Source organism: Pseudoalteromonas sp. KG3 (assembly GCF_030436385.1).
GTDB classification, from domain to species: Bacteria; Pseudomonadota; Gammaproteobacteria; order Enterobacterales; family Alteromonadaceae; genus Pseudoalteromonas; species Pseudoalteromonas prydzensis.
The window spans coordinates 675,120-689,197 of the sequence record NZ_CP098523.1 but is presented as its reverse complement, the minus strand read 5'-3'; the positions used below and the strand labels follow the sequence as shown (position 1 = coordinate 689,197).

Sequence of the window (14,078 nt, the reverse complement as noted above, 5' to 3'; positions counted from 1 at the left end):
ACACTCCTAGCAAAACCAAATCCCCTCATTAAGAAGTGTAGTAAAGGTTTGTACAAAAACTAAACTATTTTTTGAACTATTTAATTGCTCTGCTGTCACTTCGGTGTGATCGGTGAGTAATTTAACCGCTGCAAGATCGCTAACAAGAAGGTGATAGTTCTCGCCATTGACGCTTAGAAGTATTTCGTTTTCAAAAACTTGATATAACGCACGAGTGCCACCTAAACGCTCAAAAATAATCTCATCATCCATTAATAGCTCAGCTACTTGTTCACTATCAAATAAATCTTCAGGTGGCATTAAATCCATTTCATGTTTTGGCTGACTGAGTGTTGTACCTAACCATGTTTTAAATAAAGCATCATCATTTAGCATTGCTTGCATTAATTGCTTAATATTTTCGGCTTCGGCTGTTTGGATCTCGCCTTTAGAATCACGAAGCATAATGTCAGGATCTTGATAGCGACTATTACCAGCTTCTTTATCGATAATGTGATCAGCGAAGTTTGAAAGTAAATCACGCTGATTAGGCGCGCGAAAACCAATTGAATAATTAAGCGCATTTTCTACTGCGTAACCTTCGTGTGGACAGCCTGGCGGGATATATAAAATGTCACCTGGTTCAAGGATACAATCAATAACAGCAGGGAATTGCTCAACTTGTAAGAGACTTTTATTTTGTGCAAATTGTTTTAAATTGCTATCCGGCATACCGACACGCCAATGGCGCTTGCCTTCGCCTTGAATAATAAACACATCGTATTGGTCTAAATGTGGGCCTACACCACCTGCGGGAGTTGAAAAACTAATCATTAAATCATCAATTCGCCAGTTAGGAATAAAGCGAAATGGTTCAAGTAGCTGGGCAGCAGCTGGATGCCAATGATCCACAGCTTGTACTAATAGAGTTGAGTGCTGCTCTTTGAGTAAGTCAAAATCTTCAAATGGTCCGTGGTAGGCTTGCCAATCATTATCCTGATTGGTAATGATACGCGACTCAATACTCTCTTCCATGGCAAGGCCTGCCAGTTCATTTGCATCAAGTGGGTCGACAAAATCTACAAAACCTTGTTTGATCAATAGCGGCTTTTTTTGCCAATATTCAGATAGAAATTCTTGTTCTGTAAGGTTGTTAATCGTTAATTGATACATGATGATCACCACTCGATAGGAATAAAAAAGCGAAAGGGCTACCTTTCGCTTTGTAAACATTTTAGCTAAAAGCTTAAACTAGGTTGTCGATAAACTCGACTGCACGACCAATGTAGTTAGCCGGTGTTAGTTTTTTCATTTCAACTTTTGCTTCTTCTGGTAAATCTAAACCATCGATAAAGTCAGCCATGATCTCTTGATTTACACGTTTACCACGAGTTAAATCTTTTAGCTTTTCATATGGTTTTTCAATGCCGTATTTACGCATTACGGTTTGGATTGGCTCTGCGAGCAGTTCCCAGTTTTGGTCAAGCTCTTCAAGTAAACGTTGCTCATTTACTTCTAACTTGCTCACACCTTTAAGTGTTGATTGGTATGCAATTAACGCATAGCCCATGCCTACACCTAGGTTACGCAGTACTGTTGAATCTGTAAGGTCGCGCTGCCAGCGAGAAACAGGTAGTTTTTGTGCTAAATGACCAAAGATGGCATTCGCTAGGCCTAAGTTACCTTCTGAGTTTTCAAAATCAATTGGGTTAACTTTATGTGGCATAGTTGATGAGCCAATTTCACCAGCAATGGTTTTTTGCTTAAAGTGGTTTAGTGCAATGTAGCCCCATGCATCACGATCGAAATCTAATAAAATCGTGTTAAAACGTGCAATTGCATCAAATAGCTCTGCAATATAGTCATGCGGTTCAATTTGTGTCGTGAATGGGTTGAATGTTAACCCTAGGCTCGTTACAAATTGTTCTGCATGGTTATGCCAATCGTAATCCGGGTATGCGCTTAAGTGAGCGTTGTAGTTACCAACTGCGCCATTGATTTTACCTAACATTTCAACTTGGGCAATTTGATCACGTTGACGCTTTAAGCGCATATACACGTTAGCAAATTCTTTACCCATAGTTGAAGGTGTTGCTGGTTGACCGTGCGTACGGGTCATCATAGGTACTGCTTTATACTCAATGGCTTTTTCTTTAATTGCATTAAGTAATTGGTCACAGTAAGGCAGTAACACTTCATTACGTGCTTCAGTGAGCATTAAACCGTGAGATAGGTTATTGATGTCTTCTGATGTACACGCAAAGTGAATAAACTCATTGATTGCATGTAGCTCGGCGTTATCCGCTACTTTTTCTTTTAATAAGTACTCAACCGCTTTTACATCGTGGTTAGTGGTACGTTCGATATCTTTTACACGCTGGGCATCGGCTTCGCTGAAGTTATCAACAATCGCGTTAAGTAAAGCATTGGCTTCGTCGCTAAATGCCGGTACTTCTTGGATAGCATCCGCAGCTGCAAGGGCTTGTAACCAACGAACTTCGACTGTTACACGGTATTTGATCAAGCCAAATTCGCTGAAAATACTGCGTAGTTCAGTGGTTTTGCTGCCGTAGCGACCATCCACCGGAGAGATAGCTGTTAACGCTGAAAGCTCCATAATAACTCCTAAATTTTAGTTTTGAACGATAATTAAATATGGTTTTTAGCAATGGCGATGATTTTTCTTTTCGCAAAGAAAAAGTGGCGGCGTTTACCGCCCATTTGTCGCCACAATACTGCACTGCGAATACCTGCTAATAATAATGCACGTATTTTGTGTTGTACTAATTGCTGTTTTAATAAATCAGGTTTGCCATAAACCTGAATTCGGTGCCCAAGGGGGCTAAGCACCTTTGAATAAATATCGGCAAGGGCAGCTATCACAGTGTCATCGGTAATGGCAAAGTGATCAAGGCGTCGTTTAACATCTTCAATGCTTTTCCCAAGTTCCGCTAAGCTACTTGCTTTGGCGCTTAAAGCGCGTTCCAGTTGCATTAAACCGCCAACGTATTTGACGATTTCTACATCTTTCTTTTCACCAGCACTGAGTTGATTAAGTAAACATTTATAACCATCACGCAGATTTTCAGTGCCTTGATACACATCGCTGGGTGATTCTGGCGATGTTTCTACAATGCTGTTTAACAGTTTTTCTAACTCGTAGTCATTACTACTGCCATACTGTGCAATTTTTTGTACTTGTTTGGCAACTTGGCACATGGCTGCAAGTGCCATGACTTGGTTTTCATTCATTATTTGATCACCGAGTCAATAATACCACCACCTAAACACACTTCATTGGCATAAAATACTGCCGATTGACCAGGCGTTACGGCTTTTTGCGGCTCATCAAATAACACTCTTGCGAAACCATCATCACCAACGAGTAGGGTACAGTTGATGTCTTCTTGGCGATAACGCGTTTTTACTGTACAGCGCGTGGTGCCTTTTGGTCCAGCACGGTCAACCCAGTGTAATTGGTTAGCATTTAAGCCATTGCTGTATAGGCGGGCGTGATCTTTACCTTGACCAACAACCAATACGTTGCGATCTAGATCTTTATCAACCACGTACCACGGTTCGCCAGAGCCTTCTTTCATGCCACCAATTAGTAAACCTTTACGTTGTCCTAATGTGTGATACATCAAGCCTTCATGCTCACCAACATTATTGCCATCGGTGTCTTCAATAACACCCGGTTGTGCAGGTAAGAATTTTTGTAAAAAGTCTTTAAATTTACGCTCGCCGATAAAACAAATACCAGTGCTGTCTTTTTTATCGTGAGTAATTAAATCTTGCTCTTCTGCAATGCGACGCACTTCAGGTTTGGCTATATCACCAACTGGGAACAGCGTTTGTGCTATATGCTCATGGCTTAATGTATATAAGAAGTAGCTTTGATCTTTATTATCATCAAGGCCACGACACATAACGTATTTGTCATCACGTAATTCACGACGCACATAATGGCCGGTGGCAATAAAGTCAGCACCAAGGGCGGTGGCTGCAAATTCTAAAAAGGCTTTGAATTTGATTTCTTTATTACACATGATGTCTGGATTCGGTGTACGACCTGCTTTATATTCAGCAAGGAAATACTCAAACACGTTATCCCAATATTCTGCGGCAAAATTAACTGTATGCAGCTCAATACCAAGCTTGTCACAGACCGCTTGGGCATCTTTTAAATCATCTGCCGCAGCGCAATATTCATCATTATCGTCTTCTTCCCAGTTTTTCATAAACAAGCCTTCAACTTGATAGCCTTGTTGTTTTAATAGATAAGCTGATACAGAAGAATCAACACCGCCGGACATGCCAACGATGACTTTAATGTGACTATTTTCGCTCATGGATAATTTCGCTTATACAGGTTGCTGTCATTAAACTACTAGCGTTTACACGTATTACAGAGCTAAAGAAAAGAGACTCTGACAAATTACGCCGGCTATGAAAGGCCGCGATTATAGCAGTATACCCAAACCACCTCAAGGTGCAGAACCCAGCGTTTAACACGGGTTTAATATCAAGGCGTTACTTTGCAACAATAGCAACCCATTTTAACAAGCAACAACAATGAGAGTAATTGCCATAGAAACGCACAACAGTTTGGTTTTAAAGAGGTTTAAATCGATTTTAATTGCAATGCTGCTTGAAGCTTGGCTGGCTTTTAGTGTGCAGAAAAATTTAGCTGGTTAAGTTGCAAAATACTGGGTTTCGATTTTGCAACTTAGCGAGGTGTTGTGGTTAGGTAAAAGTTATTCTACACCGATGAAACCACCGGTTTGATGCGCCCATAAAGCGGCATAAATGCCATTTTTCGCCAGCAGTTCGTCATGGCTACCTTGCTCTACAATACCACCGTCATCAAGCACGATAAGCCTATCCATTTGCGCAATAGTGGAGAGTCGATGGGCAATCGCTATCACAGTTTTTCCTGTCATTAAATCATCAAGGCTGGCTTGAATAGCTGCTTCGACTTCAGAGTCAAGCGCGCTGGTTGCTTCATCTAAAATCAGGATTGGGGCATTTTTAAGCAGCACGCGGGCAATGGCGATACGTTGGCGTTGTCCGCCGGAGAGTTTTACACCTCGTTCGCCAACTTGCGCGGCAAAGCCTTTATTACCTTTACTGTCTTCAAGATCGGCGATAAATTCAAGTGCTTTGGCTTGTCTGGCCGCGCACAACATTTCTTCATCACTGGCGTCGGGTCGGCCATATAAGATATTTTCTTTTACCGAGCGGTGTAATAAAGAGGTATCTTGGGTGACCATCGCAATGTACTTACGTAAGCTTTCTTGGCTCACTTTTGAGATGTCTTGACCGTCAATATTAATACTGCCGCTATCTACATCGTAAAAACGCAGTAATAAATTAACCAGCGTTGATTTACCAGCTCCAGAGCGACCCACTAAACCTATTTTTTCACCGGCTTTAATGTTTAAGTTTAAGCTATTGATCACCGCGCCACGCTGAGTTTCATTGGCGGCTTTGCCATAATTGAAGTGTACTTGTTTAAACTCAATAGCACCTGCGCTGACTTGCAAGGTGTCGGCATTGGGTTGATCATCAACTTCTATCGGGTTTGATAGAGTTTTCATACCATCGGCAACAGTGCCAATGTTTTCAAATAGGCCACTAATTTCCCACATGATCCACTGTGCCATGCCATTTAAGCGCAGCGCTAAGCTGACGGCAATCGCGATTGCGCCAGCACTAATAGCACTGAGGGTCCATAAATACAATGACAGTGCTGCAACGCTAAATACCAAGAAGTAGTTAAGGGTTTGAATAGCAAAATTCAAGCTAGTAACTAAGCGCATTTGCTTATAAACAGGTTGTAAAAACACATCCATACTGTCTTTTGCGTATTGCTCTTCACGTTGTGTGTAAGAAAATAATTTAATAGTGGAAATGTTAGTGTAGCTGTCAACTATGCGACCTGTCATTTCAGAGCGGGCATCAGCCTGTGAACTGGCTACTTTTTTGAGCTTAGGCACGTAGTACATTTGAATCAAAATATACAAAGCTAACCACACCAGTAATGGGATCATTAACCGCCAGTCAGCTTCTGCAACTAAAAACACCATCGCGCCAAAATACACCACAATATACATAAGTACATCGAGTAATTTCATCACCGTTTCGCGAACAGCAAGGGAGGTTTGCATTACTTTGGTAGCAATCCGTCCGGCAAATTCGTTTTGGTAAAAGCTGACACTTTGACGTAGCAGGTAACGGTGTGCAAGCCAGCGAATTGACATTGGGTAATTCCCCAATAAAGCTTGATGTAGTATTGCTGAATGAAAAAATACCACCGTCGGCAATACAACAAGCAGCACAAGCGCCATTTTTATGAGTTCAGATTTTTGCTCAACAAATAATGTTTCGGGTGTATAAGCACTGAGCCAATCAACAAGCTGACCCATATAACTAAATAAAGATACCTCTAAAATTGCTAGTAATGCTGCACTAAGCGACATAAAGAACAGCGAGACTTCCATGCCCTTGGTGTAATGACGGCAAAACGCAAATAACGTTGCTGGAGGCTGAGTAGGTTGTTGCTGTGGAAACGGCTTAATCATCCGTTCAAATAATCGATACATTTTAATATCTTGAATAGCGAAAATGGTGTTAACTATATCACTGAAGCGCGACAAAAACAGGACTAGATATCGACTTATTGCTCGATAATTACTTCAAAGCAATGCTGTAAAAAGGGTAGCAGATTTACTACCACTTAATCTTTCCGACTAACATGTCTTTAAACATCACCCAGTCACCCCACAAGCTATAAAACGGGTATTTAAAGGTCGCGGGGCGGTTCTTTTCGAAGAAGTAATGGCCAACCCAGGCAAAGCCATAGCCAACAATGGGAAGCAACCACAATAACATAAATTGTTGGTTAAACAGTGCGTATAAAATGATTATCAGTACTAAGGAGCTGCCAACAAAATGCAGGCGACGACAGGTTACATTTCTATGCTCTTTTAAGTAGTAAGGGTAAAAGCGTTTAAAACTGGTAAATTCAGGCGTACTCTTCATGTTAGTTATCTTTTTTGTTATTAAGGGTTAACATACAGGGTTTTACAATTCTTTACAGATAATAGGTGCATTGATCTCATTGTACTAGACAAGCTTAAACTAAATTTATACCGTGCGAGTTCTAACAAATAAACCAAAGATCATAACAATGTTAAAAAAAGCCATTAGCTGCGCCGTTTTAGTTGCGCTTTGGGGTTGTACTGAATCACCATCAGTATCAATGCCCGCGGAAAAAGATGCCAAACCAACCATGACTGTTACTCAATCTATTACTTATCCTGAAACAAAACAAGGGACTGTTGTTGATCAATATTTTGATGAACAGGTTGCAGATCCTTATCGCTGGTTAGAAGATGACATGAGCAGCGATACTGCACAGTGGGTTAAAACACAAAATAACCTGACTTTCTCGTACCTTGAGAATATTCCTTATCGCGATAAATTAAAAGCCAGCCTTGAAAAGCTGATGAACTATGAAAAAGTAACAGCGCCATTTACTGAAGGTGATTACACGTACTTCTATAAAAATGATGGCTTACAAAATCAATATGTACTTTATCGTACAAAAGGTGAAGGCGAAGCTGAGGTATTCCTCGACCCAAATAAGTTCAGTGCAGATGGTACGACTTCAATGTCGGGTCTTACGTTCTCTGAAGATGGCTCATTGGCTGCTTATCAGATTTCTGAAGGTGGCAGCGATTGGCGTAAAGTGATCATTATTAATACCGAGACTAAAGAGCAACTTGAATCAGCATTAATTGATGTAAAATTCAGTGGTTTGTCTTGGGTCGGTAACGATGGCTTTTACTATTCAAGCTATGATAAGCCTAAAGGCAGTGAACTCTCTGCAAAGACTGATCAACATAAACTGTTTTACCATAAGTTAGGCACAGCACAATCTACCGATGCGCTGATCTTTGGCGGTACGGATGAACAAAAACACCGTTACATTGGTGCCTCAGTAACCCGTGATAACCGTTATTTATTAATATCAGCCAGCGTGTCTACCTCAGGTAATAAACTGTTTATTAAAGACCTAACCAAGCCTGATAGTGAGTTAGTGACGATTGTTGGTGATACCAACTCAGACACATATCTATTAGATAACGATGGCAGCACGTTATTTTTAGTTACTAACTTAAATGCACCGAATAAAAAAGTGGTGACGGTAGATGCGGCAAACCCAACAGCTGCGCAGTGGCAGGATTTGATCCCAGAAACAGACAATGTATTAAGCATGTCTAAAGGTGGCGATTTCTTTTTTGCTAAGTACATGGTCGATGCTATTTCTAAAGTGCAACAATACGATAAAACAGGTAAGTTAGTGCGTGAAATTAGCCTACCAGGTGTGGGCACTGCGCGTGGCTTTAGTGGTAAAAAAGAAAGTACCACTTTGTATTATTCATTTGCCAATTACACCACACCGGGTAACACCTATTCGTTTGATGTAAACACGGGGAACTCTGAAGTGTATCGTAAATCTGGTGCGCAGTTTGATTCAGAGGCGTACACGTCTGAGCAAGTATTTTATAGATCTAAAGATGGTACCAAGGTGCCGATGATCATCTCTTATAAAAAAGACTTAAAACGAGATGGCAAAAACCCAACAATCTTATATGGTTATGGTGGCTTTAATGCCAGTATGACACCAAGCTTTAGCTCAACAATTGCAGCGTGGTTGGAGCAAGGCGGCGTTTATGCGGTTGCTAATATTCGTGGTGGCGGCGAGTATGGTAAAAAGTGGCACGATGCAGGTACACAGCTTAAAAAGCAAAATGTATTTGATGATTTTATTGCCGCAGCTGAATACTTAAATGCCGAAAAATACACGTCAAGTGATTACTTAGCGGTGCGAGGGGGTTCAAATGGTGGCTTATTAGTGGGTGCTGTAATGACTCAACGCCCAGAACTATTTAAAGTCGCACTCCCTGCTGTTGGTGTGCTTGATATGCTGCGTTATCATACATTTACAGCTGGAGCCGGCTGGGCTTATGACTACGGTACCAGTGAGCAAAGTAAAGAAATGTTTGCGTACTTGAAAGGGTATTCACCAGTTCATAATGTGAAAACGGGGGTTAAATACCCTGCGACTTTGGTCACTACGGGCGATCATGATGACCGTGTAGTGCCAGCACACTCATATAAATTTGCTGCAGAACTGCAAGCTAAAGGGGCAGGCGACAATCCGTATCTTATCCGCATTGAAACTAACGCAGGTCACGGTGCCGGTACACCAACCAGCAAAATTATTGATCAATATGCAGATATCTATGGCTTTACGCTTTACAACATGGGTATTAAATCACTGTAATTGAGTAATACAAGAAAAAATGCCGCAGCAATTGCTGCGGCATTTTTTCTTGTTAATCGTTTAAAATATTCTTACATCCGTTTTTTCAGCAATATAATCAATAGCAAGTTGTGCGCGTACACTGTTACCTGCTTTATCTAATTTTGGTGAAAATACCGCAATGGCGAATTTACCCGGTACCACGGCAATGATCCCACCACCAACGCCACTTTTTGCTGGCAGACCCACTTGATATGCCCAATCACCGCTGGTTTCATATAGTCCCGCGGTGGTCATTACCGCTAATACACGGGATACATTCTCTGGCTCCATCAGTTTTTTACCCGTGATAGGGTGTACGCCTGCATTTGCCAGCACCGAGGCCATCATTGCTAAATCTTTTGTGGTGACTCCCACAGAGCACTGGCGAGTGTATACATCAAGCGCTAAATCAACGTCAGCATAAAAACGATCGTATGATTTTAATAATTCAGCAATGGCACGGTTGTGGCCGTTGGTCGCTGATTCGGACTTATAAATATCATCAAGTACCGTTAATTTTCGGTTTGCAAAATCATTATACCAATGCGCAATTGAGCCCCATTTTTGTTTATCGGTATCGCCGTCGAGTAAGCTGACAGTCGCCATAGCACCTGCGTTAACCAAAGGGTTTACGGCACGCGCTTGATTAAGCTCGATGGCGGTCACTGAATTAAATGGCAGGCCCGTTGCATTTACGCCAATTTTTTCTTGAATAGCATCCGCGCCTTGCTGCTCCATTGCTAATGAGAGGGTAAATACTTTGGAAATTGACTGAATTGAAAACTCCGTATCAACATCACCTTTGCTATACACTTTGCCTTGCGCCGTTACGATGGCAATACCAAACAAGTTGGAATCGACCTTAGCTAGAGCAGGAATGTAATCTGCATTTGCACCTGCTTGTACATCTTTATATAAAGCATGTGCTGTACTGAGAACCTGTTCAAATCGCGACTCTGAAGGAGGGGTTTTAGCATAACTGGGCGTTACTAAAACTACTGACAGGGCTATCAAACAGGCTTGCAATGTTTTTGTCATGGTGAGTTTTTAATTATTACTTGAAAACAGACGTTGATGCGTTTTAAACGCATATTCGTCTGTCATACCACTTAGGTAATCACAAATAACCCGTTGCGTATTGCCGTTTTGTTGTTGTACTTGACGAAATATGTTCGCCGTTGTTTCGGGCAATAGCCGTAAGGGCTCACAGGCAAATGCTTCAAATAATTCAATGATTAATTTTTGCCCTTTAAATTCAATTTGCTGCATATGTGATGCGCGTATCAGTCGTTGATAAATGAATGACTTTAGTGCATCGAGTAGCTGCTGGTAACTTTCAGGCAATACCACAGTGAAATTTAAAATTGGGCTATCAAATACACAGTCAGTATGTGTAATAGATGATTGAGTAATAAACAAGTTTACTAATTCACCAATCACATCTTTTCGTTGTGCTTCGCTGCCTAAAAATAGCCGCTCGGTTATTTTGCTGTGTATTAACCATTCACACTCAACGTGGGCAAGTGCAGGCAAAGCGTGATTTTGCCATTCTTTAAGGGTGATTTGCTCCGTTGCAATGGCATCTTCAAGATCATGCACTGCATAAGCAATATCATCGGCAAGTTCCATAATGGCAGCATCGAGGGATTTAAAGCTGGTTTTAGAGCGAAACTCATCAATTGCTTTAAAGTGGCCTAAGCGCTGTTTATCTGCGGGAGTGAGTGGGGCTATGATCCAGTCGAACGTCGCTTTATCATCACTATAAAGGCCTTTCGCTGGTCGCCAGTCATCCGCTTTGATATAAGCGCGTTGTGGTTCGTGATTGGGTATGGTGTGCCATAAATCATCGATAAAAGCAGGGTATTTGATAAACCCAAGCAAAGTACGCCGCGTTAAGTTCATACCGTGGCCATCACTGTATGGCTCAAGATTTGATACAATTCGGAGTGTTTGCGCGTTGCCTTCAAAGCCACCATGATCTCGCATCATATAATTAAGCGCAATTTCGCCACCATGGCCATAAGGAGGGTGACCTATATCATGAGCTAAGCACAGTGTTTCAAGTAAACTGGGATCGGGAAAATGGTTAAAATCAGGGTGTTGTTTTTCTAGATGGCGAAGTAAGCCACTGCCAATTTGTGACACTTCTAACGAATGGGTTAACCGTGTGCGATGAAAATCATTTAAGCCAATGCCCATTATTTGAGTTTTTGCCTGTAAACGACGAAATGCGGCTGCATGGATTATACGGGAGCGATCCACCTGCCAAGGTGAGCGGTTATCATTAGGGCGGTGTTTCTTTTGATCAATAATACGACTTTGCCAATCTAATTCCATGAAATGAATATCCAAAACTTCTTCAAGGTTTATATGAGCTTAATTGTAGCCGATTTTTTTAGATTATAAATCATTCAGGTGTGGATATTCGCCTTTATTTGAGTGGTTAGGTATAATGGCCAGTCACATGCATGTGGATAGACCATGCATATATGTTAGTTTTTTTGAGAGAATACATGCTAAAGTTCCTTTTTCGTTTAATTGTTAGCCTATTTTTTATCTGGGCGTTGAGTTACCCATTCATAGAAAAATCGACTTCATTAATTGATAATGAAACAATTGCAACCAAACCCGCAATTAAAAAACCAGAAAAACCCTTACACAATGTCAAACTACCTGATTTTAATAGTTTTACTGATGTAAAAGAAAAAAAACATGCGTTTTTCGACTTTATTCGTCCACATATTGAAGCTGAAAATAAGAAGATTTTACAACAGCGAGCTACGTTAGAAATTGCGTTGATGATGGTGCAATATGACGAGCCACTAAGTAGTACACAAACTAAACAAGTTAAAACGATTTTAAATAGTTATAAATTACCAGCGACCATAGACAGTTTAGTGTTAAAGCAAGCGCTGCGTCGCGTTGACATCATTCCCAAAGAATTGGCATTGATGCAAGCTGCCAACGAATCTGCATGGGGAACCTCACGTTTTGCTCGCATTGGTTTAAACTTTTTTGGTCAATGGTGTTATAGCAAAGGCTGCGGTATGGTGCCGAATCGCCGTAACAGCGGCGCAGAACATGAAGTTGCAGCGTTTAAATCTGTGCGTGCAGCGGTTAATTCATATTTCAAAAACATTAATACCCATGCAGCTTATAAACAGTTACGCAATATTCGCGCCGATTTACGTCAGCAACAGAAACCGATCACAGCTACTCAATTGAGCTACGGATTGACTTCATATTCTGAGCGCGGTGAAGAGTATATTGAAGAACTAAATCAGATGATCAACCAAAATAGAGCTTACTTTGATGAATAATACCAATCGTTATATTTCCAACCTGCTAGCTGCTGCTGTTGTTTCTATGGCTGCATTTACTGCTCAAGCTAAAGAGTTTGTGGTTTCTTATGATGGTTTTTACGACCGATTAAAAGTGGTTAATAAAGGTGATTTTCAATTTGCCCAAGTTAATTTTTATATCACTGATATAGCCACTAATGAGGAATGTTTAATTAAAAATGGCCGCATTATTACTGAGCGAGAAGAATTTCCACTCAATTACACAGAGCAAGCTCAGTTATTATTACCGTACGACAAACAGCTTGATACAAACAAAGCTGTGGTTGTGATTGAGCCACTTAATGAAAACCATGATTGTCAGTTAAAACTGCAAATAGAAGCTCGCGAGTTCACTAACAGTAATCTAAATAAGCACCAGTTATACCAGCTTGACGGCGAGTTTGATGAGTTACTCTCCAACTTATCTGGATTTTTTGTTAGTAAATTAATGAGCTTTTTATTACCTGAGCAAAAAGGAGTGGTACTGACATTTACTTCACCAGTGACTATCGCTGATCCAGCTTTTGACTGTCAAGAATCGGTTTGTCATGTCAGTGTCGATGAGCAATGGCAAGATGATAAAACCGCATTTGCTATCTCTACACCATTGCTAAAAGTGACGCCATGGATTGCTAAATAAGCGCTAATAGCGTCAACTAATTCCTTTGCCTTTATTACTGATGACGAATAGATAACATGATCAATAAAACCCATTTCATAGAGCATTTACGCTTTGCTTTAGCTGCTCAGTTAGAAACCGCAAAATCAGCGGCTAAAACAGCACATGACGCAGCAACCCATGAAGAGAATGTCGCAGAAAACAAATACGACACACTTGGCTTAGAGGCAGCTTACTTAGCACAAGGGCAGGCGCAACGAGTGAATGAATGTTATCTGAGTATTCAACAATTTGAACAAAGCTTTAAAGAAGTCATCAGCGACAAAGTTATAGTGGGGGCGTTGGTCTGTGTTGAGTATGAAACAGGGGCACAGGCATGGTTTTATATGGGACCAAATGCGGGAGGATTAATTGTCGAACATAAGCAATATCAGGTTCAAGTACTGACTCCCCATGCGCCATTAGGTAAAGCACTATTAAATAAGCGATGCGATGATGAGGTGACATTGAGTATTGCCGGGAAAAGCCAACAATTGACTATTATTAACCTACTTTAAACCATCAATTACGGCTACAATACATTTTTAAATTCAATTATATTCAATGGTTTAGATGGAGGTTCGATACTTTCTAAAAGGCGTTTTTTTAGATATTCTAATTGTAACGTCATTGATTAAATTTACTTATCCTAACGCTAAAAATTACTCGTTGGTAAGACGAATAAAAACCCTTTATAAATCACCTGTAGATTAAGCAGTAGCTA

The 14,078-nt window shown here is 40.8% G+C and carries 12 protein-coding genes; 4 read left to right on the top strand and 8 right to left on the bottom strand.

The genetic code is table 11. The features are described from left to right. Window positions 1-6: 6 nt before the first annotated feature. The 6 genes from NDQ71_RS03420 to NDQ71_RS03395 form a co-directional block, all read right to left on the bottom strand. Window positions 7-1,152: a cupin domain-containing protein gene (locus tag NDQ71_RS03420; protein ID WP_192540543.1), complete on the bottom strand. Its 1,146-nt coding sequence runs from the start codon at window positions 1,150-1,152 to the stop codon at window positions 7-9. Between the two features lie 73 nt (window positions 1,153-1,225). Next, window positions 1,226-2,596: an adenylosuccinate lyase gene (gene purB / locus NDQ71_RS03415; RefSeq protein ID WP_192540544.1), complete on the bottom strand. Its 1,371-nt coding sequence runs from the start codon at window positions 2,594-2,596 to the stop codon at window positions 1,226-1,228. A 32-nt stretch (window positions 2,597-2,628) separates the two neighbouring features. Further along, window positions 2,629-3,231 (bottom strand): high frequency lysogenization protein HflD, encoded by a 603-nt coding sequence (gene hflD / locus NDQ71_RS03410; protein ID WP_192540545.1) that lies wholly within the window; start codon window positions 3,229-3,231, stop codon window positions 2,629-2,631. Continuing rightward, the gene (gene mnmA / locus NDQ71_RS03405) at window positions 3,231-4,331 is read right to left on the bottom strand and encodes a tRNA 2-thiouridine(34) synthase MnmA (RefSeq protein WP_192540546.1); all 1,101 of its coding nucleotides are present in this window, start codon (window positions 4,329-4,331) and stop codon (window positions 3,231-3,233) included. The genes hflD and mnmA overlap by 1 nt, the downstream gene beginning before the upstream one ends. 405 nt (window positions 4,332-4,736) lie before the next feature. Beyond that, a complete protein-coding gene (locus tag NDQ71_RS03400) occupies window positions 4,737-6,584 on the bottom strand; it encodes an ABC transporter ATP-binding protein (protein ID WP_192540547.1) in 1,848 nt (615 codons plus the stop codon). Window positions 6,585-6,711: 127 nt separating this feature from the next. Beyond that, a complete protein-coding gene (locus NDQ71_RS03395) occupies window positions 6,712-7,023 on the bottom strand; it encodes a DUF962 domain-containing protein (RefSeq protein ID WP_064666909.1) in 312 nt (103 codons plus the stop codon). Window positions 7,024-7,171: 148 nt separating this feature from the next. On the opposite strand from NDQ71_RS03395, the gene NDQ71_RS03390 reads away from it, so the two are divergent. Next, the gene (locus NDQ71_RS03390; protein WP_192540548.1) at window positions 7,172-9,334 is read left to right on the top strand and encodes a prolyl oligopeptidase family serine peptidase; all 2,163 of its coding nucleotides are present in this window, start codon (window positions 7,172-7,174) and stop codon (window positions 9,332-9,334) included. Between the two features lie 60 nt (window positions 9,335-9,394). Here the strand turns inward: NDQ71_RS03390 and glsA are convergent, their stop codons facing one another. Together glsA and NDQ71_RS03380 are read right to left on the bottom strand one after the other, a co-directional pair. Next, window positions 9,395-10,393, bottom strand: coding sequence for a glutaminase A (gene glsA / locus NDQ71_RS03385; RefSeq protein WP_192540549.1), 999 nt, complete (start codon window positions 10,391-10,393; stop codon window positions 9,395-9,397). Between the two features lie 9 nt (window positions 10,394-10,402). Beyond that, a complete protein-coding gene (locus NDQ71_RS03380) occupies window positions 10,403-11,692 on the bottom strand; it encodes an anti-phage deoxyguanosine triphosphatase (protein ID WP_192540550.1) in 1,290 nt (429 codons plus the stop codon). Window positions 11,693-11,868: 176 nt separating this feature from the next. Here NDQ71_RS03380 and NDQ71_RS03375 point away from each other — a divergent pair, with 176 nt between their 5' ends. From NDQ71_RS03375 to NDQ71_RS03365, 3 genes are read left to right on the top strand one after another with little or no spacing between them, the layout of a single operon-like run. After that, window positions 11,869-12,675 (top strand): glucosaminidase domain-containing protein, encoded by an 807-nt coding sequence (locus tag NDQ71_RS03375; RefSeq protein ID WP_192540551.1) that lies wholly within the window; start codon window positions 11,869-11,871, stop codon window positions 12,673-12,675. After that, window positions 12,668-13,336: a DUF2987 domain-containing protein gene (locus NDQ71_RS03370; protein ID WP_192540552.1), complete on the top strand. Its 669-nt coding sequence runs from the start codon at window positions 12,668-12,670 to the stop codon at window positions 13,334-13,336. Before NDQ71_RS03375 ends, NDQ71_RS03370 begins: the two co-directional genes overlap by 8 nt. Before the next feature lie 59 nt (window positions 13,337-13,395). After that, window positions 13,396-13,872, top strand: coding sequence for a GreA/GreB family elongation factor (locus NDQ71_RS03365; protein WP_192540584.1), 477 nt, complete (start codon window positions 13,396-13,398; stop codon window positions 13,870-13,872). The last annotated feature ends 206 nt before the right edge of the window (window positions 13,873-14,078 follow it).